Origin of the sequence: Mucilaginibacter sp. (assembly GCF_041088075.1) — a bacterium.
Lineage (GTDB): Bacteria > Bacteroidota > Bacteroidia > Sphingobacteriales > Sphingobacteriaceae > Mucilaginibacter_A.
On the sequence record NZ_JBGCVY010000023.1, the window covers coordinates 1 to 20,256 of the forward strand.

Annotated in this window: 22 protein-coding genes; 12 read left to right on the top strand and 10 right to left on the bottom strand. The window is 41.4% G+C overall.

Going from position 1 to position 20,256, the window contains the following annotated elements:
- Both V5804_RS04495 and V5804_RS04500 read left to right on the top strand, forming a co-directional pair.
- Window positions 1–451: TIR domain-containing protein (locus V5804_RS04495; RefSeq protein ID WP_369590182.1), on the top strand; the 451-nt coding region annotated here is incomplete at its 5' end.
- Between the two features lie 101 nt (window positions 452–552).
- Window positions 553–807: a hypothetical protein gene (locus V5804_RS04500; RefSeq protein WP_369590183.1), complete on the top strand. Its 255-nt coding sequence runs from the start codon at window positions 553–555 to the stop codon at window positions 805–807.
- 117 nt (window positions 808–924) lie between these two features.
- Here the strand turns inward: V5804_RS04500 and V5804_RS04505 are convergent, their stop codons facing one another.
- Window positions 925–1,932, bottom strand: coding sequence for a serine protease (locus tag V5804_RS04505; protein ID WP_369590184.1), 1,008 nt, complete (start codon window positions 1,930–1,932; stop codon window positions 925–927).
- Between the two features lie 553 nt (window positions 1,933–2,485).
- Here V5804_RS04505 and V5804_RS04510 point away from each other — a divergent pair.
- Together V5804_RS04510 and V5804_RS04515 are read left to right on the top strand one after the other, a co-directional pair.
- Entirely contained in the window at window positions 2,486–2,767 is a 282-nt protein-coding gene (locus V5804_RS04510) for a type II toxin-antitoxin system RelE/ParE family toxin (RefSeq protein ID WP_369590185.1), read from the top strand.
- Window positions 2,768–2,778: 11 nt separating this feature from the next.
- Window positions 2,779–3,078: a HigA family addiction module antitoxin gene (locus V5804_RS04515; RefSeq protein WP_369590186.1), complete on the top strand. Its 300-nt coding sequence runs from the start codon at window positions 2,779–2,781 to the stop codon at window positions 3,076–3,078.
- Window positions 3,079–3,176: 98 nt separating this feature from the next.
- Here V5804_RS04515 and V5804_RS04520 read toward each other — a convergent pair whose 3' ends face one another.
- Complete coding sequence (locus V5804_RS04520; protein ID WP_369590187.1) at window positions 3,177–5,231, bottom strand: transglycosylase domain-containing protein; 2,055 nt, start codon at window positions 5,229–5,231, stop codon at window positions 3,177–3,179.
- A gap of 228 nt (window positions 5,232–5,459) precedes the next feature.
- Here V5804_RS04520 and V5804_RS04525 point away from each other — a divergent pair, with 228 nt between their 5' ends.
- The 3 genes from V5804_RS04525 to V5804_RS04535 all read left to right on the top strand — a co-directional run bounded on the left by V5804_RS04525 (window position 5,460) and on the right by V5804_RS04535 (window position 7,626).
- Window positions 5,460–6,542: an Mrp/NBP35 family ATP-binding protein gene (locus tag V5804_RS04525; RefSeq protein WP_369590188.1), complete on the top strand. Its 1,083-nt coding sequence runs from the start codon at window positions 5,460–5,462 to the stop codon at window positions 6,540–6,542.
- A 35-nt stretch (window positions 6,543–6,577) separates the two neighbouring features.
- Entirely contained in the window at window positions 6,578–6,856 is a 279-nt protein-coding gene (locus tag V5804_RS04530; protein WP_369590189.1) for a NifU family protein, read from the top strand.
- A 128-nt stretch (window positions 6,857–6,984) separates the two neighbouring features.
- On the top strand, window positions 6,985–7,626 hold the full coding sequence (locus tag V5804_RS04535; protein WP_369590190.1) for a hypothetical protein: 642 nt from the start codon (window positions 6,985–6,987) through the stop codon (window positions 7,624–7,626).
- Here V5804_RS04535 and def read toward each other — a convergent pair.
- On the bottom strand, window positions 7,623–8,192 hold the full coding sequence (def, locus tag V5804_RS04540; RefSeq protein WP_369590191.1) for a peptide deformylase: 570 nt from the start codon (window positions 8,190–8,192) through the stop codon (window positions 7,623–7,625). The two genes, V5804_RS04535 and def, sit on opposite strands and share 4 nt — an antisense overlap.
- Window positions 8,193–8,348: 156 nt before the next feature.
- Here def and V5804_RS04545 point away from each other — a divergent pair, with 156 nt between their 5' ends.
- Complete coding sequence (locus V5804_RS04545; protein WP_369590192.1) at window positions 8,349–8,546, top strand: DUF2283 domain-containing protein; 198 nt, start codon at window positions 8,349–8,351, stop codon at window positions 8,544–8,546.
- Here the strand turns inward: V5804_RS04545 and V5804_RS04550 are convergent.
- The gene (locus V5804_RS04550) at window positions 8,543–9,772 is read right to left on the bottom strand and encodes a M16 family metallopeptidase (protein WP_369590238.1); all 1,230 of its coding nucleotides are present in this window, start codon (window positions 9,770–9,772) and stop codon (window positions 8,543–8,545) included. The two genes, V5804_RS04545 and V5804_RS04550, sit on opposite strands and share 4 nt — an antisense overlap.
- A gap of 96 nt (window positions 9,773–9,868) precedes the next feature.
- Between V5804_RS04550 and hpt the strand changes: the two genes are divergently transcribed.
- A complete protein-coding gene (hpt, locus tag V5804_RS04555) occupies window positions 9,869–10,417 on the top strand; it encodes a hypoxanthine phosphoribosyltransferase (RefSeq protein WP_369590193.1) in 549 nt (182 codons plus the stop codon).
- Between the two features lie 59 nt (window positions 10,418–10,476).
- On the opposite strand, the gene V5804_RS04560 is transcribed toward hpt, so the two are convergent.
- Genes V5804_RS04560 through mfd form a run of 3 tightly spaced genes read right to left on the bottom strand, consistent with a single transcriptional unit; the run spans window position 10,477 to window position 14,434 of the window.
- The gene (locus V5804_RS04560) at window positions 10,477–10,782 is read right to left on the bottom strand and encodes a type II toxin-antitoxin system RelE/ParE family toxin (protein ID WP_369590194.1); all 306 of its coding nucleotides are present in this window, start codon (window positions 10,780–10,782) and stop codon (window positions 10,477–10,479) included.
- Window positions 10,775–11,071, bottom strand: coding sequence for a hypothetical protein (locus V5804_RS04565; protein WP_369590195.1), 297 nt, complete (start codon window positions 11,069–11,071; stop codon window positions 10,775–10,777). The genes V5804_RS04560 and V5804_RS04565 overlap by 8 nt, the downstream gene beginning before the upstream one ends.
- A gap of 6 nt (window positions 11,072–11,077) precedes the next feature.
- Window positions 11,078–14,434, bottom strand: coding sequence for a transcription-repair coupling factor (gene mfd / locus V5804_RS04570; RefSeq protein ID WP_369590196.1), 3,357 nt, complete (start codon window positions 14,432–14,434; stop codon window positions 11,078–11,080).
- Window positions 14,435–14,576: 142 nt separating this feature from the next.
- Here mfd and V5804_RS04575 point away from each other — a divergent pair, with 142 nt between their 5' ends.
- From V5804_RS04575 to V5804_RS04585, 3 genes are all read left to right on the top strand, one after another.
- Window positions 14,577–14,999: a DUF4199 domain-containing protein gene (locus V5804_RS04575; RefSeq protein ID WP_369590197.1), complete on the top strand. Its 423-nt coding sequence runs from the start codon at window positions 14,577–14,579 to the stop codon at window positions 14,997–14,999.
- Between the two features lie 160 nt (window positions 15,000–15,159).
- On the top strand, window positions 15,160–16,257 hold the full coding sequence (locus tag V5804_RS04580) for a Nif3-like dinuclear metal center hexameric protein (RefSeq protein WP_369590198.1): 1,098 nt from the start codon (window positions 15,160–15,162) through the stop codon (window positions 16,255–16,257).
- On the top strand, window positions 16,257–17,012 hold the full coding sequence (locus tag V5804_RS04585; RefSeq protein WP_369590199.1) for a zinc ribbon domain-containing protein: 756 nt from the start codon (window positions 16,257–16,259) through the stop codon (window positions 17,010–17,012). The genes V5804_RS04580 and V5804_RS04585 overlap by 1 nt, the downstream gene beginning before the upstream one ends.
- A 70-nt stretch (window positions 17,013–17,082) precedes the next feature.
- Here V5804_RS04585 and V5804_RS04590 read toward each other — a convergent pair whose 3' ends face one another.
- The 3 genes from V5804_RS04590 to V5804_RS04600 form a co-directional block, all read right to left on the bottom strand.
- The gene (locus V5804_RS04590; RefSeq protein WP_369590200.1) at window positions 17,083–18,159 is read right to left on the bottom strand and encodes a 3-oxoacyl-ACP synthase III family protein; all 1,077 of its coding nucleotides are present in this window, start codon (window positions 18,157–18,159) and stop codon (window positions 17,083–17,085) included.
- A gap of 70 nt (window positions 18,160–18,229) precedes the next feature.
- Window positions 18,230–19,300, bottom strand: coding sequence for a PA0069 family radical SAM protein (locus V5804_RS04595; RefSeq protein ID WP_369590201.1), 1,071 nt, complete (start codon window positions 19,298–19,300; stop codon window positions 18,230–18,232).
- Between the two features lie 255 nt (window positions 19,301–19,555).
- Window positions 19,556–20,203, bottom strand: coding sequence for a lactate utilization protein C (locus tag V5804_RS04600; RefSeq protein ID WP_369590202.1), 648 nt, complete (start codon window positions 20,201–20,203; stop codon window positions 19,556–19,558).
- Between the last annotated feature and the right edge of the window lie 53 nt (window positions 20,204–20,256).

Sequence of the window (20,256 nt, forward strand, 5' to 3'; positions counted from 1 at the left end):
GTTTAAACCAAAGGAAGAAACTAAATCAGAAGGTAAAGGATTTGTATTTGTTGGACACGGAAGAAGCAAATTATGGGCAGTAGTCCAAATTTATTTAAAAGATGATTTAAACTTAAAGACTTTAACATTTGAAGATGAATCCAGAACAGGGGAAACCATAATAAATGTTCTTGAAGAGTTTCTTAATAAAACATCTTTTGCAGTTTTAATAATGACAGCAGAAGATGAAACATCCGATGGCAAAACAAGAGCAAGGCAGAATGTAATTCATGAAGCAGGTCTATTTCAAGGAAGACTAGGGTTCGATAAAGTAATAATTTTAAAACAAGAAGGGGTCGAGGAATTTACAAATATCGCAGGGTTACAATATATTCCATTCTCTAATGATAAGATTGAACAAACTTTTTATGATCTCCAAAGAAAGTTTAAAAAACTTGGACTAATAAAGTAAGGATTTAGACATTCTTCTCAATTCTTCTATTATCACTAATGTTATAGCAAATCTTTACTTTATGGCTATCCTTTTGTTTTTCATTAACATAACCTCAAAACATGAATTTAGAAGCGCGTAAAATATCATTTGTTCAAGAATTTCTTAAACTTCAAAACGAGGAAATTATTGAGGGTTTAGAAAAATTTCTACGCAACCAAAAAGCGGAGTTATTAGAAAGTAATTTAAAACCGATGAGCCTGGAGCAATTTCATGCAGAAATTGATCAATCATTAAACGATGCAGAAAACGGTCGTGTTATCGAGGCAAGAATGCTAAAAAAGTTAAAGTATGGAAATAATCTTCGTCTGCCATAACTTGAAATCACAATCAGTGATTTCAATCACAAAAAAATAAGCCGGTAAAAGAAGCACCAGCCTAAATTGAATGCTTCTTTTACCGGCCTAAATTCAGTATCAACTTAATTGTACTTTTTAAGGAAATTCCGTCCGCGCCCGGTTTACCAAATCAACTAAATTGGCACCGCCGCTGGCCGTATTGTTGCTCGCGTTTTGCGCACTTTGCGTGGCTACGGCAAAAGGCTGGCCGCCCCAATAACCCCAAAACGGGCCGCCGCTTTGTCCGGGATAAACATCTGCCTGGTGTGTCATGCTTTCATGGTCGTCGGTAGTCCAAAAATCGCCGTCCAAAGCAATGCCGGTTTGGTAGGTTGGCCTTTGGGTCCCGGTCAAATCAAAAGGGTAACCGGCATGTGTCCAAACCGCGCTGCCGTCCCAAGAATCGGTGTATGATTTTGAGCCCATCCAGCCCGTACTGTTGCCAATCGGCCGGTCTAAAACAACTACGGTGTAATCGTATTGCGCTTCAGTTCCGTCAATCGTTGGCCCGTTTACTTTATATTTGTAATAAGTTTTGATGCCGAAAGCAGCTCCGTAAGGCGCACTGCCGTTGTAGTACATCGGCGTAAATTTAAACCAGCCAGTAGTGTTGTTTGGCTGCCAATCAATGATGTGCGAACAGGTAAGCACATGTCGCGGCCCAATCATCACGCCGCTGCCAGTGCCCAGCGGTGTTTCTACCCTGCCTACGCATCGCCACGGATAAGCGGTAGAATAGAAAACTTTTCGGTCGTCGGTGCCAAAAATCGTTTTCAAACCAATACTTGGAATGCTGTCCCGATCAATAAACTTTGGCCGACGGAATTTCTTAGGTTCTAAGCGCGGCGTGTAGTCCAAATCGCTGAAAGGCGGATAAAAATGGTCGGTTTCTGTTGCGCCTTCATCGGCTGCTTTTGCCAAATACGCAACGCCCACAGCTTCCGTCCCTTTTGGATAAGACAAGCCGTCAATAACTTCCATTTCCGGCCCTTTGCTTGATTGCTGATCGGCATTGAGGAAATTTTCCTGCTGTGTTGCTTTAACCGGCGGAAGTTTTTTTACTTCCTCCAGCGTCATCGGGTTTTCAATTTTTGTAGCTAACATTTTGGTTTTTGTTTGATTGTTTTTTCCTACTCTGTCCCAGGTTTTTCGGATTCCACCTTTTAAATCTTTAGCAAAAACTTCAGCTTAATACCGAAGCTTTTTTCATCCACACAACTTTTATTTGGTTGCTGATGATAATGCTAAATTACAGGCAGTTACAAGCGTAGGAAACGTTGCCGTTACGGATTTTGAAGCAGGTTTTTTCGTGGGTTTGCTGCGTGGTTTTACGCAGGTTTTGCTACGCGAAAACGCGCAGGCAACAGCAAATAAAAATTGCCGGAGAAGGAATTGTCAGAAAAAAAACAGAAAACTTGTATTGAAAAATGGAGCAAAAACTTTAACCGCACAAAACCGAAAACAACAAATTTATGCCGGTAAAAGAAGCATCACCAAAAACCAATGCTTCTTTTACCGCCTAAAAATTCAGGTCAAACCTTTGTCCCGCAGTTCCCGCTGTTTTTCTTTTTCGCGGCGGCGTTGTTCGCGTTTTTCAATACGGAGTTCTTTTGGCAAATAATTTACTTACCTTTAACGTTAGTATTAATTTTAGATTTTGATTGAAAGTTTCGGCAGTAAAGAAACGGAAAAGGTTTGGGAAGGAATCCAATCAAAAAAACTCCCAACCGATATCCAAAACGTTGCAAGAAGAAAATTGAGAATGATCAACAACGCTCAAAACTTAAATGATTTAAGGGTGCCGCCAGCCAATCATTTGGAAAAACTTAGCGGTAACTTATCAAAATTTTATAGCATTAGGATTAACAAACAATGGCGGGTTATTTTCAATTGGGAAAACGACAATGCATTTGAGGTTGAAATCATAGATTACCATTAACAAGCCGAATTATGGAAACGCTAAAAAATATACATCCCGGAGAAATCTTAAAAGAAGAATTTTTGGACCCGTTAGGCATTACAGCTTACAGGTTGTCAAAGGAAACATTTATTCCGCAGACAAGAGTTGGCGAAATCCTTAAAGGCAATCGTAGGATTACAGCGGATACAGCATTACGGTTAGCGAAATATTTAGGAACATCCGCAAAATTTTGGCTTGGCCTGCAAGACGATTATGATTTGGAAGAAGAAAAAAACATAAAGAAACCAGAGTTTGAAAACATTCGTCCGGTAAAAACCAATGCAGCATAACATAAAAAAAAGCTTGCTGCTAAAAACGACTTACAACAAATTTATGCCGGTAAAAGAAGCATGGGTTTTTAGCAATACTTCTTTTACCACCTAAAAATTCAGATCAACCCTTTATCTTTCAACTCCCGCTGTTTTTCTTTTTCGCGGCGGCGTTGTTCGCGTTTCTCCATGCGGAGTTCTTTTGGCGTTTTGGCCGTGGTATCGGCGGCAGGTTTGCTTACCGTTTTTTTCTCAGATGCTTCTTTTACCGTATCTTTTTTGCCAAACAAACGCTGTAAAAAGTTCAAATGCTGCATCGGCCCAACGCCTGCATCGGCATCGCCTTCCTGGTTCAAACTATCCACCGCCATCGTATCAACCGGTGCCATTTTTGGCCGCAAAGCTTCCCGAAGGCGGACCGTGTAAAAACCATAAGCAGAGGTATCAGGCGGCGTATAACCTTTGGAAGCCATCAACCGGCCAATCAAATTAAAATAACCATGGATGGACGGCCGCAAACTTCCATCAGGCAAAAAAGAATACAAACCGGATTTTGGTTTCGGAACAATGCTGGCCAAATAAATACTCTCGCCAATAGTGAGTTGCGAAGGCGATTTACCAAAATAATAGCGCGAAGCTTCGCCAATGCCGTATACATTTCGTCCCCATTCAATAATGTTGAAGTAAACCTCCAGCATCCGGTTTTTAGTGCTTACACCGTTATTTTCGATGATCCAAACGATTAATATTTCTTCGATTTTGCGGGCAAGCGTTTTTTGCCGGCTTAAAAAAACGTTTTTCACCAATTGCATCGAAATGGTGCTTCCACCGCGTTTAAACTGTTTTTCTTTAAAATCTGTGGCGATGGATTTTCGGATGGATTCTTCCACAAAGCCGTGGTGGCGGTAAAACGAAGGGTCTTCCGCCGTCATCACCGCGTAGCGCAGGTTTGGCGAAATCTGGTTTAAAGGCGTAAAATTAGGGTTTGTAGGACCAACTGTTCTTGGCGGCATCGGTTTGCCTTTTTCGTAAGGCGTGTACACAAAAACCTGGTTCAGTTTGGTCAGATCGGTTTCGCCGTATTGCAGCACTTTAAAGTTCTCTTTTTGCAAACCCGAATCAAACTTTACGTTGTCCGGGTCTTTTGTGTTGAGGTAGAAATTCAAGCCATATTTCAACTTTCCGGAAACACGGATGCCGGCCAAAGATTCAAATAAACCACTCGGAAAAGAGTTAAACAGCGATTGCGCATCCAGCCAGTCCGTACGCAATTTCAACTCATAAATTTTAGTTGGTTTAAGCGTGATTTTGATAAACGGACTGGCCGAAACGTTTTTAAGGTGGATGACCGAAGAACTATCCACCGAAACATAATTTTCGCCCACAAAAACATTGGCATCAATAGAAGCGCTGGGCACAACAATATCATTGGAAGCTATTTTTGGGTGGTTGATGAGCAGGTTTCGCACAAAGCACGAACTGTAAATTTGCGTTTCATCGCCGCTTTGCTCTTCTTTTTTCAATTCGGTGCCGATGGTGTCAAAGTTCAGTTTCAACCCGTACTTTTTTTGGATAAAAGGAAGTTCTACCTTCTTGTTATCGGCATACAGTTTCAAAGCAACGTTTTTATCTGAAGTATTTACGTTGCCGGCAATGTGCCAGGTGGCATAACCGTTGTTCACAAAAATAGTGGAAAACAATTTTCCTCGCTCAATCACCGCTTTTGGGATTTGCAGGTTCAGTCGGTTGGTATCGTCGTGAAAAGCAATATTAAAATTAGTTAAGTTGAGGTCGTCCGGGATTTTGTACAAAAACTGCGTCATCAAATTATGCGCAAAATCGGCCAGGTTTCCACTTGCTTTTTTGGTGCTGTCCCTTTTCTTCCGAAACAAAAACTCGTAATTGCGTACTCCTTTTATGCTGCTTAAATTGAGTTTGCCATCTTCCATAATGATGGTCGAAAGCTTAACATTTCCAACCAACAATGGCCAAACTTTTACGCTGACCTGAAAATGGCTGATTTTCAATAAACTGTCGCGATCAAAAGGCACAATGGTAATGTCTTTTAGGTTGACCGTTGTAAGGCCGGTAAAGCTGGCCGAACCTATTTTTACATCTAAATTATACTCGGTCCTGGCTTTTAATTTAGCTTTGTTCAAGGCTTTTTCAAGCAAAACCTGCCGTTTAGAATAAGCAATTAATCCTGCTATCGAGAGAAGTACCAGCAAAGAAACAAGAACAATAAGACCGATTTTAAGATATTTACGGTTTAAACGGCGCATCTGTAAATTTTGGCTAAAACTAATTAATCTTTTTTGCTGTCAATTGTTCTGCAGCAGTTTTTTATTTTTATCGAGAACGGACGAAATGCTGTTTTTATCATACAAAAATCAAACAAAATAATGAGTATTACACGGGAAGAAGTTTTAAAGGCATTAAGTTATGTGGAAGACCCGGACCTGAAAAAAGATTTGGTTACCTTAAACATGATCGAAGATGTGGTGGTTGAAGGCAACCGTGTGAGTTTTTCGGTGGTGCTGACTACGCCTGCCTGTCCGTTAAAAACCATGATCGAAAATGCCTGCCGCAATGCTATTTTGCATTTTGTAAGTAAAGAAGCGGATCTGCATATCAACATGACTTCCCGCGTTACCACGCCGAAAAATGTAGGCGTTCCGGGCGTAAAAAATATCATTCCCGTGGCTTCCGGTAAAGGCGGCGTTGGTAAATCTACCGTTGCCGTTAATCTGGCGCTTGGTCTGGCCAAAACAGGTGCAAAAGTTGGTTTGATTGATGCGGATATTTACGGCCCGTCCATCCCGATTATGTTTGGTTTGGAAGGCGCGCGGCCAAGGTCATCCGAAGTAAACGGCAAAACCCGCATAGAACCGATTGAAAAATTTGGCATCAAACTGCTTTCTATTGGTTTTTTTACCGACCCGAACCAACCGGTTCCATGGCGCGGGCCAATGGTTTCGACCGCTGTAAAACAATTGTTTAACGATGCAGAATGGGGCGATTTGGATTATCTAATCGTTGATCTTCCTCCCGGGACCGGCGATATCCACATCACTTTAACCCAAACTTTCCCGATTGCAGGGGCGGTTATTGTAACCACGCCGCAAAACGTGGCTTTGGCTGATGCGAAGAAAGGGATTGGTATGTTTATGATGGACGCCATCAACGTGCCTTTGCTCGGTATCATCGAAAATATGGCTTATTTTACACCGGCCGAACTGCCCGAAAACAAGTATCATATTTTTGGACAAGGCGGCGGACAAAAATTAGCTGCCGATTTGAACATACCGTTTTTGGGCGAAATTCCGTTGGTTAAAAGTATCAGCGATTCTGGCGATGCGGGCGAACCGATCATATTGCAGGAAAACAACCCAATGGCTGTTGCTTTTTTTGATATGGCAGAACGTGTTGCCCAGCAGGTTGCCATCCGAAACGCGCAAACAACAGAGACAGTTGGTGTGAGATAAAATCCTTATTTTTACCCGATAAAAGAAGTATCAACATGAACCTATCAGAACAGGTTGAAGAAGCATTAAACACGATCAGGCCATATTTGGAAACAGATGGCGGCAATGTTTCGATAGAAGAGATCACCGAAGATAACATTGTGCGTTTGCGTTTGCTGGGCGCCTGCGGCTCTTGCCCGATGAGCATCATGACAATGAAAGCCGGCATTGAACAAGCCATTATGCGCGCCGTGCCGCAAATAAAAGGCGTAGAAGCCGTAAACCTGACCGATATTGACGACCCTCACGCCGTATTGCCGCAAAATCTGCAATAGATTGTTGTTAACGATTGTTAAATAACGTTTTACATCAACGTCCGTAAAATAATTATTACTTCTTTTGTGCCTGTTTTTTTATATCGGTTTAATACTTTAATTTTAAACTTCACAACCTTTTATAATTGATGAAGAAGCTGCTTTTAGCTTTCGGTTTGTTGATTTCCTTTTCTGCTTTTGCACAAAAAGCAGAGCGGCCTTTGGTGCAATTTTCCGGAATTATCATCAATGCGGACAGCAATACGGTTGTACCTTACACCAACTTAACCAATCTTTCTTATAAAAAACAGGTCGTTTCTTCCAATTACGAAGGCTATTTTTCGTTTGTAGCGCACGAGAAAGACAGCATCCGTGTTTCTTCGGTTGGTTATCTCAGCCAAATTATTGTCATTCCTGAAAATATCCAGAATAAAAGTTTTGTGCTGAAAATCAAACTGAAAGCAGAAGCGATCAACCTGCCAATGGTTCGGGTATTTCCATGGGCAAGTACAGATGAATTTAAACGGGATTTTTTGGCCAAAAAATTTGCTGATGACGATTTGGCTTTGGCCGAAAAAAACTTGAACCGCGGTTCTGTTATTGCTATGGCGCGCACTTTGCCACACGACGGTCAGACCAATCAGATTATGAATTTGCAGTCCATGCACGATAATTTGGTTCATACAGGTTCCGGGCCAACCAATCCGCTGCTTAACCCGATAGCCTGGGGAAGTTTGATCCGTTCGATCATCCGTGGCGATAAAAGCCGCCAAAGCGACAACAGCAATTAACGGCCTTTTTTTACCGCCGGAAATTTCATTTTATATTCTGCTTTTACAATCCCTCTCGAAATATCGTTCAGCTTTTTCTGGATCAACCGTTTACGCAGCGGACTTAAATAGTCGGTAAACAACTTGCCGTCGGTGTGGTCGTATTCATGCTGGATAACACGTGCGGCCAATCCTTTAAAAGATTCTTCATGGTGCACAAAGTTTTCATCCAAATAAGATAGCCGGATATTGCTGCAACGGTAAATGTCTTCGCGGATGTCCGGAATACTTAAACAACCTTCGTTAAAAGGCCACTTTTCGCCAGTTTCATCAATCATGTGCGCGTTGATAAAAACCTTTTTAAAGTCCTTTAGATCTGGTTCGTCATCATTAAAAGGCGTAGCGTCAATGATAAACAAACGGATGGAATGCCCAACTTGCGGTGCCGCCAAACCAACGCCGCGTGCAGCATACATCGTTTCAAACATATCTGCAATCAGTTCTTTTAAATTAGGATAATCCGGGCCGATATCTACGGAAACACGTTTTAAAATGGGGTCGCCGTATGCTACAATGGGTAATTTCATTGCTGCAAAAATAAGGGTTTTAGCGTAATAAAATTTTAGGTAGCTTTAGGAGTGGAATTTATTTTTTCTGATGGTTGCAATCGTTTAATTTTTTCTCACTTGATGCTTCTTTTATCGCATAAAAATTAGTGTTGAAGAGACAATAAAAGCTTTACCATGAAAGTAACTTTTGATCAAGGAACAGACACATTATACATCCAATTTAAAACAGAAACTATTGTAGAAAGCGATGAAGATAAAAGCGGGGAAATGATCATTGATTATGCACAAAACGGTACGATCATTGGCATCGAAGTTTTAAATGCTTCAGCAAAACTTTCTTTAATCAAAAAATTTGATACGATAGAAATTTAATTTTCCGGCTCAAACAGCAACGTCAGCATTTGAGCAGGATCAAAAACCTCGTTGCTAACTTCCAATAAATCATCGGCAGAAACCGCGTTTATTTTCGCAAAAACTTCTTCCAGCGTATCAATCCGGCCAAAATCCATCAGGCTTTTTGCCATTGATAAAATCAAGCCCAAACGGTTTTCTTCGGCCAAAGCAATTTGCCCGATAAATTTTTGTTTGGCTTGTTGTAACTGTACCGTTCCCAGCTTTTTGTCGCGCAGTTTCTGCAATTCTTTTTGCACCAAACGCATGGCTTTTGGCGCTTTTTCGGTGTCGGTTCCAAAATAAATCGAAAATAAACCGGTATCTGTTAAAGGCGAATAATTGGATTCGATGGTGTAAGCAATGCCATGTTTCTCGCGGATTTCCAAGTTCAACCGCGAACTCATGCCGTTTCCGCCCAAAATATTGTTGAGTAAAAGAAGCATCGGTTTTTTATCGTCAAAAGAAGCATAAGCGGTGGTGCCCAAAACGCAATGCGTTTGCGCAATTGGCTTCTCAACCCGAATGATTTCAGCAGAAGATGCAATTGGTTTTATTCGTTTTTTTGACTGGTTATTTTCCGGCACTTGTCCGAAATAACGTTCGGCCAGTTTTATTACTTTGGTAAAATCGTATTTCCCGGTTACGGCAAAAACGGCTTGGTGCGTGTTGTAATTTTGTGCGATAAAAGAAGCAATATCGGCCCGCGTTAAAGCGCTGACCGAAGCGGCCGTGCCCAAAATATTTCGGCCCAAAGCATGGTTTTTAAACAGCAAATCTTCAAAATCATCCTGAATGGCTTCTTCCGGCTGGTCTTGGTACGAGGTAATTTCATCTAAAATAACACCTTTTTCTTTCTCCAAATCTTCTTGCGGGAAAGTAGAATGGAAAAAAATATCTTCCATCAAATCCATCGCCCGCTCTAAATATTCTTTCAAAAACGAAGCATGGATACACGTATATTCTTTGGTGGTGTAAGCGTTCAAGTCGGCACCAACCACTTCCAAATAATTTAAAATCTGGTTCGTATTTCTTCGTTCGGTGGCTTTAAAAAGCAAATGTTCTATAAAATGCGCCAGTCCGTCTTTGGCTTTTTCTTCATCGCGCGAGCCGGCGTTGATCATCAAACAGCAATGCGAAATGGTAGAATCGGTTGGGTAGTATAAAATCCGGATGCCGTTGGGCAACTGGTGCATGTGGTAAATCATCATAAATGGCCGCAAAGATAAGCATTAACTGCACGAATGCGTTTGAAGAAAGCCAGTCGGATTGGTTAGTTTTGGGGCGATAAAAACAGCATCAACATGAAGCCGGAAACTGTAACAATTGAAGATAAAACGTTTAAGATCATGATTGATGCTGAAACGATCCAGGCCAGGATTGTAGAGATCGGCATACAAATCAACCAGCAGTACGAAGGCAAAAAACCCGTTTTACTGGGGATTTTAAACGGCTGTTTTTTGTTTATGGCTGATTTGGTGAAGCAAATTGATGTGGCTTGCGAAATTGCTTTTATGAAAGTTTCTTCTTACCACGGCGGCATGGAAAGCAAACGTGTGGTTACGGAAGATTATGATTTGAAGATGGATATCGGCAATCGCCATATTATAATCATAGAAGATATTGTAGATACCGGCCACACCATGCGTTTTATTGTGGATAAACTGAAAGCGAGAAACCCGGTTTCTGTAAGTATTTGTACACTTTTACACAAACCAACTGCCATGGAATATCAGATTGAAGAAATAAATTACATTGCTTTCGAGATCGAAAACAAGTTTGTAGTTGGTTATGGGTTGGATTATAAGGGTTTTGGCAGGAATTTTAATGCGATTTATCAGGTGGTGCAGTAAGCTTTATTACAAACCAATGCTTCTTTTAATGCACTTAATTTGGTTTATTAAAAAAAGCATTATTGTTTTAGCAAGTTTTCTAATTGTTTCGGATATCTGCGGGAATCCCAAACAGTTAGGATCAAAATGTGGTTATCTTGATGTTTGAAGAATAAAATGTAATGGCCGGTTACCAAGCCTTGTACGCCAACTATACTTGTATCAATCCCTGCACCAGGATATTTTTCAATTAAATGCACCGAACTTTTAATCGTTCTTAACAGTTTCGTGCTATAGGTGGATGACTTATTTCTTTTGTCATAAAATGCTTTTATTGAAATTAGGTCGATTTTAGCAACTTCAGACCAAACAACAGGTTTAGCCATTGATTATTTCCTCAAAAAGAGTGTCTGTTGTATAGAATCTTCCTTCTAAATAATCTTTTTCTGCTTGAGCAATTTTAACTTTTTGCTCATCATTAAGAATAATGATTGATTTTTTGGAGTAGATATTTTGTAAAACATGATGAATATTATTTAACATTTCTTCATCTTGAATACTTTCAATTTCCTGAATGATTTTTTCTTTTACAACCGACATGTTTTCTACTGTTTGGTATTTAAAGGTAACAACTTTTGCTCGTAAAATATTAAAACCCAATGCTTCTTTTACCACCCTTTTTTAAGCGCCAACCGTTTCCCCGGCCATTTCTTCCAAAATTTCTACGGCCTGGTCTATCGTTCTGATGCCTTCAAAACTGATGCGCAAACTGTTTTTTACTTCTTTAAGGTTGCAGCGGCGCGGGTTGTCCTGCACAAACTGCAAAATGCGGTGGAAAGAGCCGCTTTCAAAATAAGGCGATTGCTGGTTGGCAATAAAATAGCCGCGCAGAATATTCTTTTTAAGCGATACTTTTTCAAACCCAAGCGATTTGCCCAGCCATTGCAGCCGAACGGTGTTCAGCATATCGCGGACCTGGCGTGGAATCGGCCCGAAACGGTCTTCCAACTGTTTGCCAAACGCCTGCAATTCAGTTTCGTTTTCTAATTTGGAAAGTTCGGTGTACAAGTTGTAGCGTTCGCCGATGTTGGTTACATATTCATCCGGAATCATGATCTCCAAATCCGTATCAATCTGCGTAAACGAAACAAACGGACGTGGTTTCTCATCCTGGAAAACGCCCTGAAACTCTTCGTCTTTCAGTTCCTGGATCGCTTCATCCAAAATTTTGTGATACATCTCGAAACCAATTTCGGCAATAAAACCGCTTTGTTCGGCACCCAGCAGGTTTCCGCTGCCGCGGATATCCAGATCGCGCATGGCTACGTTAAATCCGCTGCCGAGATCAGAAAATTCTTCAATCGCGCTTAACCTTTTTCTTGCTTCCGAAGTTAGGGTTGATAGCGGCGGACTTAGCAAATAACAGAACGCTTTTTTATTGCTCCGGCCAACGCGCCCACGCATCTGGTGCAAATCGCTCAACCCAAACATGTGTGCGTGATTGATGATGATCGTGTTGGCGTTCGGAATATCCAGTCCGGCTTCAATAATCGTAGTCGCAACCAGCACGTCAAATTCGCCGTTCACAAATTTCAGCATTACGTCTTCCAGCGCGTCGCCTTCCAATTGGCCATGCGCAATGCCAACGCTTGCTTTTGGCACCAATTTTTTAATCATGCCGCCCAATTGCGCCAAATCCTGCACGCGGTTGTGGATAAAGAAAACTTGTCCGCCGCGGTTCACTTCAAACTCAACGGCTTCTTTGATCAGTTTATCGTTAAAAACATGCAGTTCGGTAACAACAGGCTGTCGGTTTGGCGGAGGCGTGGAAATGATGGACAAATCGCGCGCACCCATCAACGAAAAATGCAATGTACGCGGAATTGGCGTTGCTGTTAACGTTAGTGTATCCACATTTACACGCATCGTTTTCAGTTTTTCTTTGGTTGATACGCCGAACTTTTGTTCCTCATCAATGATCATCAAACCCAAATCTTTAAACTTGACGTCTTTGCTCACCAAACGGTGCGTGCCGATTAAAATATCCACTTTTCCATCAGCTACATTTTGCAGCGTATCTTTGATTTGTTTAGACGATTTAAAGCGGTTTACGTAATCAATATTGCAGGGAAAACCTTTTAAACGGTCAGAAAACGTTTTATAATGTTGGGCAGCCAAAATGGTTGTCGGAACCAAAACAGCAACCTGTTTACTATCGGCAACGGCTTTAAAAGCAGCGCGAATGGCAACTTCAGTTTTGCCGAAACCAACATCGCCGCAAATTAAACGGTCCATTGGGTGCGGTGATTCCATGTCGCGTTTCAAATCGTTTGTCGCTTTTTCCTGGTCCGGCGTATCTTCATAGATAAAAGAAGCTTCCAGTTCGTTTTGCAAATAACTGTCGGGCGAGAACGCCGTACCGTTTTGCGTTTTGCGCACGGCATAGAGTTTAATCAAATCGCGGGCAATGTCTTTAACTTTTTTTTTTGTGGTTTTTTTGAGACGTTCCCAGGTATCGGTGCCCAGTTTATTCATTTTAGGCATTGTGCCTTCTTTTCCGCTGAACTTGGAAATCCGGTTCAGCGAGTTGATGTTGACGTAAAGCAAGTCATTATCGGCATAAATCAACCGGATCATTTCCTGCGATTTGCCGTTCACTTCCACCTTTTCCAGGCCGGCGTATTTTCCAATACCGTGGTCAATGTGCGTTACATAATCGCCCGGTTTCAGTTCGCGCAGTTCTTTTAAAGTGATGGCCTGCGATTTCTGGTAGCCTTTTTTAAGCTTGTATTTATAGTAACGGTCAAAAATCTGGTGATCGGTATAGCAGGCCAGTTTCTGTTCGCGGTCAACAAAACCTTCGCGGATGGAAACGGGAATCGGCGTAAATTTGGCCGTTTTGTCCAAGTCATCAAAAATGGCGTATAAACGTTCGATCTGTTTGGTCGAATCCGTTAAAATCAGGTTCTCAATCTTCTCCGCATCGTTGTTTTTGATGTTGTGGATGAGCAGGTTAAAATCTTTATTGAAAGAAGGCTGCGGGCGGATATCAAAAGTGATGGTTTGATCAGCCTGATAAAAAAACTGTTTTCCAAACTCTACAATGCGGAAATCGCGCAGTTGGTCGGCCAGCATTTTTTCATCCGTAAAATTATAAACCGGGTCAATCCAATCCGGGTTTTGGTTTTTCTCGGCCACCGACAAGGCTTTCCACAATTCGTTGGCTTTTTTGTAGCCGTCTTTAATCACGTCGAGCGTTAATTGCACGTCTTTTATCCAAATTGTGGTATCGGCATCCACATATTCCAGCAAAGAAATATTGCTTTCTATCAGGAATTTGGATTGCACGTTCGGCACAATCGTGATGCTTTTTACATGTTCTACCGAAAGCTGGCTTTCAATTTCAAACGTTCGGATGGATTCTACAAAATCACCAAAAAACTCGATCCGGTAAGGCACATCGTGCGAGAAAGAAAAAATATCAACAATGCCGCCGCGAATGGAAAACTGGCCCGGACTGTACACAAAATCAACGCGCTCAAAATCGTATTCAATCAAAAACTCGTTGATAAAATCCAAACTCAGCTTGTTTTGCACAGCAATTTCGAGTGTGTTTTTTTCCAACGAAGCACGGTTGATGACTTTTTCGGCCAGTGCTTCCGGATAAGTAACAATCAGGTTTCCAAATTCTGAAGCATGGTTCAATTCATTCAAAACCTCGGCACGCGCCAAAACATGGCTGCTGTCGGGCTGTGTAAAATCAAAACCTTTTCGAAAAGAAGAAGGAAAATGCAGGACTTCTTTGTCCAGCAAATTCTCCAGATCGGCCTGAAAATAACCAGCTTCTTCCTGATCGGGCAAAACAAAAATGGTATGTTTATGCTGCAAAAAATACAAAGCAATAGCCAGAAAGGCATCGCTTGAGCCAACCAAGCCCCGAAGATGAACGCGCGGACTTTTGCCCGAATTTAACGCCTGCGCCAAGTTTTTAACGCGGCCATCTTCTTTATATCGTTCTAAAATTTCACGGATATTCAAATCGTTGCAAATATATCAAATAGAAAATACGGCGAAAAGTGTTATTAAAAGTTAAATTTAGGCAAACAAAATTTAGCACATTTGTTTGATACAAGCAGGCTCGTTTTGCCGATACTTCTTTTATCCCATAAAAATTGATCTTATGAAAAATGCAATTATATTCGGTGTAGTTATTGGTGTTTTAAGCGGGGCGTGGATTTTGATGATGCATTTGCTTGGTTACACCACTTTAACCTCAACTTCGCCGGTAGAATATACTTCCGTATTGATCCCGATTATTGGTTTGTATTTTGGTGTAAGAAGATATCGTGATGTAGAAAAAAACGGCAATATCACTTTTTTTGAAGGCTTGCAGGAAGGCTTTAAAATTTTGTTTGCAGGGGGCGTTGTAGCTGTTGCCTTTGCTATTTTATACATCAGTTATGTTTCAAAAGGTTCCATCAGCGATTTTTCGGGAAAAATTTTCGCTGCAATGTTGGTTGGTGTTATCAGCGCTTTGGCCGTTTCTTTATTACTGATGACAGATTCTAAACGCGTTGATTCTACCAGAACGCAGAAGCGCTAATTTAAATTTCATCAATACTTCTTTTACCGGACAAAAATTGTTGTTTAATTTCAACCTATGAAACTAAACGCGTTGATTCTACCAGAACACAAAAGCCTTAAAATCTAAAATTTCATTGATGCTTCTTTTACTGGCAAAAATTGTTGTTTAATTTCAGCGTATGAAACTGAACACATTAACGGCTTATCTGGAAAGTTTGGCACCGCTTAATTACCAGGAAGATTACGACAATTCCGGGTTGCTAATTGGCCATTCAGATCAGGAAATTTCGCAGGCCTTAATTTCTTTGGATTGTACCGAAGCCGTTGTAGATGAAGCCATTGCATACAACTGCCAGTTGGTTATCTCTCATCACCCCATCGTTTTTAAGGGTTTAAAAAAGTTTAACGGCAAAACTTATGTGGAGCGTGTGGTAGAAAAGGCCATTAAAAACAGCATTGCTATTTATGCCATTCATACCAACTTAGACCATGTTGCTACCGGTGTAAACAAGCACATTGCCGATCGTTTGGGCTTGATCAATACACGCATTTTATCGCCCAAAAACAACCTCCTTAAAAAGCTAATTACGTTTGTTCCGGTTGCGCAGGCAGAAGCCGTTCGTGCCGCTTTATTTGCTGCCGGTGCGGGAAAAATCGGCAATTACAGCGAAGCAAGTTTTAATACCGACGGAACCGGAACGTACAAGGCCGGCGAAAATGCCAATCCGTTTACTGGGGAATTGGGCAAGCAGCACCGAGAGCCGGAAGTGCGTATCGAAACAATTTATCCAACAAATCTGGAAAATAAGATTCTAACTGCGCTTATTTTGGCGCATCCTTATGAAGAAGTGGCTTATGATCTGTATCCGATTACAAACGCTTTCCAGGAAGTTGGCGCGGGTTTAATCGGCGAATTGTCTTCTCCGCAGGAAGAAATTGACTTTTTGCATTTTGTTAAAAAAGTGATGAAAGCGGAAGTCATCCGGCATACTGTTTTTACCGGCAAAAAAGTGAGCAAAGTTGCGGTTTGCGGCGGTTCGGGGAGTTTTTTGCTGAAGCAGGCCATTGCTGCCGGTGCCGATGTTTTTGTTACCGCTGATTTTAAATACCACGAGTTTTTTGATGCCGAAGGAAAACTGGTGGTTGCCGACATCGGACATTTTGAAACAGAGCAGTTTACACAGGAATTATTAGCTGAAATTATCAGCGAAAAATTTCCTACTTTTGCAGTCCGTTTAACAAAAATTAATACAAACCCCGTCAAATATATATTTTAATGGAACAAACAGTAGAGCAAAAGCTAAAAGCTTTATACGAACTACAAACTATCCACACCAAAATTGACCGCATCAGACAGGTAAGAGGCGAACTTCCGATGGAAGTGAACGACCTGGAAGATGAAGTTGCAGGTTTGGAAACCCGGATTCAGAAAATAAAAAATGAACTGGATGATTTGGAAGATGCTGTAGTTACCAGAAAAAACCTGATCAAAGAAGCACAAGCCAACACCAAAAGATACGAAGCCCAGCTAAACGAGGTTAAAAACAACCGTGAGTATGATGCCATTTCTAAGGAAATTGAAATCCAAGGGTTAGATATTCAGGTTAGCGAGAAAAAAATCAAAGAATTAGGTTACGAAATTGCCACCAAAACCCAGGTTTATGAAAAGGCTTTGGCTGATTTGGAAGACCGTCGTAAAGATTTCGAACTGAAAAAAGCAGAATTAGGGACGATTACCAGCGAAACCGAAAAAGAAGAAAACGAACTATCTGTACAGGCAGAACAAGCGCAAAAGAATATCGAAGAGCGTTTGCTGTTTGCCTACAACCGTTTAAGGGGCAATGCCAAAAACGGCTTGGCTGTAGTTACCATCGAGCGTGATGCCTGCTCCGGATGTTTTAACGAGATTCCACCGCAACGCCAGGCAGATATCCGTCAGCGTAAAAAAATTATTGTTTGCGAACATTGCGGACGAATTTTGGTGGATGAGCAAATGGTTTTGGAAACTGCAGAACCGCAACAAGTAGCATAAAAATCTTCTAAAAGATAAAGGCGGCCAAATACTGGCCGCCTTTTTTTATGCCATAAAAGAAGCATCTAAATCAATTCTGATAAACCACGGCGTTGATATTCATCCCGGCACCAACCGAAGCAAATAAAATTTTATCGCCTTCATTAATGGTTTGACCAGACATTTGGCCCTTCAAAATACAATCCAACAAAGTAGGAATGGTGGCCACAGAACTGTTGCCATAATGTGCAATATTCATCGGCATAATGCTGGGGTCAAACTCTTTTTCGCCATAAAGCCCGAACACGCGCTGCATAATGGCGTCATCCATTTTTCCGTTTGCCTGATGGATCAATACTTTTTTTACATCGTATAAACTGATGCTGGCTTTATCCAAGGCCATTTTAATGACTTGCGGCACATGGATCAACGCGTATTCGTACAGTTTACGTCCGTTCATTTTGATGTATAAATTCGGATCGCTCTGTTCGTTGGAATAAGAAGCACCCATCGTTAACAAATTGGAATAATCAACCGCATGAGATTGTGTTTTGTGCGCAATAATCCCTTTTTCGGTACCTGTTGCGGCTTCCAAAATAACTGCTCCGGCACCATCGGCATAAATCATACTATCACGGTCGTGCGGGTCAATAATCCTCGAAAGTGTTTCGGCACCAATCACCAAACACCTTTTTGCATCACCGGACTTGATAAAATAATTTGCCTGGATCATGGCTTCCACCCAGCCCGGGCAGCCAAAAGGCAAATCATAAGCCACACAATCCGGGTTTTTAATTTGCAGCAATTGCTTGATGCGCGCTGCTAAAGTAGGAACCATATCAACGCGGTTTGTGCCTTCTGCAACATCGCCAAAATTGTGGGCAACGATAATATAATCAAGGCTTTCGGCATCAATTCCCGAACTTTTTAAAGCATCTTTTGCAGCCAGAAAACCTAAGTCAGAAGTGTTTTGATCCTCCCGTGCGTAGCGGCGTTCTTCTATTTCGGTAATGTTTTTAAACTGTTCTAAAATAACCGGGTTGCTTTTGGCTACCGGCCGACCATCTTTTTCAAAAAAACGATGGTTTATAAAATGCGTGCTGGTGATGATCTTATCGGGAACGTAACTTCCGGTACCTGCAATTACCGAACGGATATTAGTCTGCATATTATTTATACTGAATACTGAAATGGTATATAGTATAAAATTACGTTTTAATATAGAATTTCAAAACAAATTAAAATAAATTTGTTTGCCGGCCGTACTGGTTTACAAAACGGTTAAGGTTATAATCCGGCATTTCCCTTCCCGTTAAATACTTTTTACAAGCCAATGCAAACATTTGCTGGATAGAAACAGCAATCTGGCCATCGCCTGTTTTTCGGGTTCCCCAGCGCGAATCGTTCAGTTTTCCGCCATGGCAGTTCTCAATCTGGTGCAACACTTTTTCTGCCTGCCCGGGAAAAGCTTTGTGAATCCAATCGGTAAAAATCGAAGCAATGGCGCCGTTTAAACGGACGATGGTGTAGCGTGCATCAACAGCGCCGCAATCGGCAGCAGCTTTAATAATATCGGTAATTTCATGACTATTTAAACCCGGAATAATCGGCGAAACCATTACCCGCACCGGCACGCTAGCTTCCGAAAGTTTTTTGATGACGTTTAACCTTCCCGCGGCAGTTACCGTTCGTGGTTCTAATTTTTGGCGAAGGGCTTCAGACAAAGAAGTGATCGAAATATTGACATGGATGAGATCTGATTTTGCCAAAGCTGCAAGCAAATCCAAATCCCGCAAAATCAAATTGTTTTTGGTGATGATGCTGACCGGATGTTTGTACTTTAAAAAAACCTCCAGCAAACCGCGTGTAATTTTCAGCTTTTTTTCGACGGGCTGGTAGCAATCGGTATTGCCGGAAAGCACAATGACGGCTGGTTCGTAGTTCTTTTTGTTGAGATAAGTTTCCAGCAATTGGGCAGCATTGTGTTTTACAATGATTTTTCGTTCGAAATCCAATCCGGCACTGAAACCATAATATTCGTGTGAGTTGCGGGCGTAGCAATAAATGCAACCGTGTTCGCAGCCCTGGTACGGGTTGATGGAGTGCATAAAAGACAAATCGGGGCTGTTGGATTCGCTGACGATGGATTTAGGCGTTTCGTTAAAAAACTGCGTTTTGCTGTTTTCCAGATAAGGCTCGTCCAAACCTTCTTCAAAATCGCGGACGTATTTGTTCTTTAAAAACTTGTTGTGCGTGTTTAATTGTGCGCCGCGGCCTTTAAAATAACCATCGTTTTCCTGCTGATTCATTTAACAAAAATGCTAAAAAAAATAGCAAAATCAATAATAAAACAACAAAAAAGTATCGGTAAAAGAAGTATGAAGAAAATTAAGTGATGCTTCTTTTACCCCTATAAATTTGGGCTGGTTTTAAGCTATTAAGCATTAACTATGAACAATTAATCATCTGCTATGAATGCTTCTTTTACCACTATAAATTTGGGCTGATTATAAGCTATTATCCATGAACAATTAACTATTATCTATTTGCTATGAATGCTTCTTTTATCCCTGTAAATCATCCAGCAAAAAAACAAAAAGTTCTTTTGGCCCATGTGCGCCTAATACCAGCGTTTTTTCGATATCGGCAGTGCGGCTTGGGCCGGTAACGGTTGTGATCATGGAAGGCAGCGTGTTTTTGTATTTTTCTTTGAGGAGTTTAAAACCGTCTTTCAAATCCAAAACCAATTGAGAGGTGTAAGCCAAAACGATATGCTGGTGCGGATAAATGCTCAACCTTCTGCCTGCCGCATTGCCATTGGTGATTAAAATGCTGCCGTTTTGGGCGATCAAAGCATCACATAAAGTTAAACCAACTTCGGCTTGCTCAAAGTCTTTATCGGTTTCAAAATAAGGATAATCGTAGGTTTTTAAGATGTTTTGCAGATACTTTTCCCAGCAATAGATTTTGTGCCAGTTGCGCTGTTCGGCCAGGGTGAGTAGGTTTTCGATGAAGTCAATCTCGTCTTCACAAAAAATAAACTGGCCGGAAACTGCGGTAAATTGCTCGGCAAACATGACTTCCAGCAATTCATCCTGCGGCGCATACAAAGGCAAATCCTCCAGTTGCGGGTAAGGGTTGTCGCGCTTATCCAGCAAAGCCTTTCGGATTTTTTTGAGCAACTGTTCTTTTGGCGTGGTGCTGTCTTTCATAAGCAAAATAAAAGCCACTGCGTGGGTACGCAGTGGCTCAAAATTGATTAAAA

Excerpts from the sequence above, each read along its gene's own strand:
- def (WP_369590191.1), bottom strand. The coding sequence starts at position 8,192 with ATGAAATTACCCATTGTAGCATACGGCGACCCCATTTTAAAACGTGTT.
- hpt (WP_369590193.1), top strand. The coding sequence starts at position 9,869 with ATGAAGCCGGAAACTGTAACAATTGAAGATAAAACGTTTAAGATCATG.
- V5804_RS04500 (WP_369590183.1), top strand. The coding sequence starts at position 553 with ATGAATTTAGAAGCGCGTAAAATATCATTTGTTCAAGAATTTCTTAAA.
- V5804_RS04535 (WP_369590190.1), top strand. The coding sequence starts at position 6,985 with ATGAAGAAGCTGCTTTTAGCTTTCGGTTTGTTGATTTCCTTTTCTGCT.
- V5804_RS04580 (WP_369590198.1), top strand. The coding sequence starts at position 15,160 with ATGAAACTGAACACATTAACGGCTTATCTGGAAAGTTTGGCACCGCTT.
- V5804_RS04575 (WP_369590197.1), top strand. The coding sequence starts at position 14,577 with ATGAAAAATGCAATTATATTCGGTGTAGTTATTGGTGTTTTAAGCGGG.
- V5804_RS04530 (WP_369590189.1), top strand. The coding sequence starts at position 6,578 with ATGAACCTATCAGAACAGGTTGAAGAAGCATTAAACACGATCAGGCCA.
- V5804_RS04600 (WP_369590202.1), bottom strand. The coding sequence starts at position 20,203 with ATGAAAGACAGCACCACGCCAAAAGAACAGTTGCTCAAAAAAATCCGA.
- V5804_RS04590 (WP_369590200.1), bottom strand. The coding sequence starts at position 18,159 with ATGCAGACTAATATCCGTTCGGTAATTGCAGGTACCGGAAGTTACGTT.
- V5804_RS04550 (WP_369590238.1), bottom strand. The coding sequence starts at position 9,772 with ATGATTTACCACATGCACCAGTTGCCCAACGGCATCCGGATTTTATAC.
- V5804_RS04595 (WP_369590201.1), bottom strand. The coding sequence starts at position 19,300 with ATGAATCAGCAGGAAAACGATGGTTATTTTAAAGGCCGCGGCGCACAA.
- V5804_RS04560 (WP_369590194.1), bottom strand. The coding sequence starts at position 10,782 with ATGGCTAAACCTGTTGTTTGGTCTGAAGTTGCTAAAATCGACCTAATT.
- V5804_RS04525 (WP_369590188.1), top strand. The coding sequence starts at position 5,460 with ATGAGTATTACACGGGAAGAAGTTTTAAAGGCATTAAGTTATGTGGAA.
- V5804_RS04505 (WP_369590184.1), bottom strand. The coding sequence starts at position 1,932 with ATGTTAGCTACAAAAATTGAAAACCCGATGACGCTGGAGGAAGTAAAA.
- V5804_RS04515 (WP_369590186.1), top strand. The coding sequence starts at position 2,779 with ATGGAAACGCTAAAAAATATACATCCCGGAGAAATCTTAAAAGAAGAA.
- V5804_RS04545 (WP_369590192.1), top strand. The coding sequence starts at position 8,349 with ATGAAAGTAACTTTTGATCAAGGAACAGACACATTATACATCCAATTT.
- V5804_RS04585 (WP_369590199.1), top strand. The coding sequence starts at position 16,257 with ATGGAACAAACAGTAGAGCAAAAGCTAAAAGCTTTATACGAACTACAA.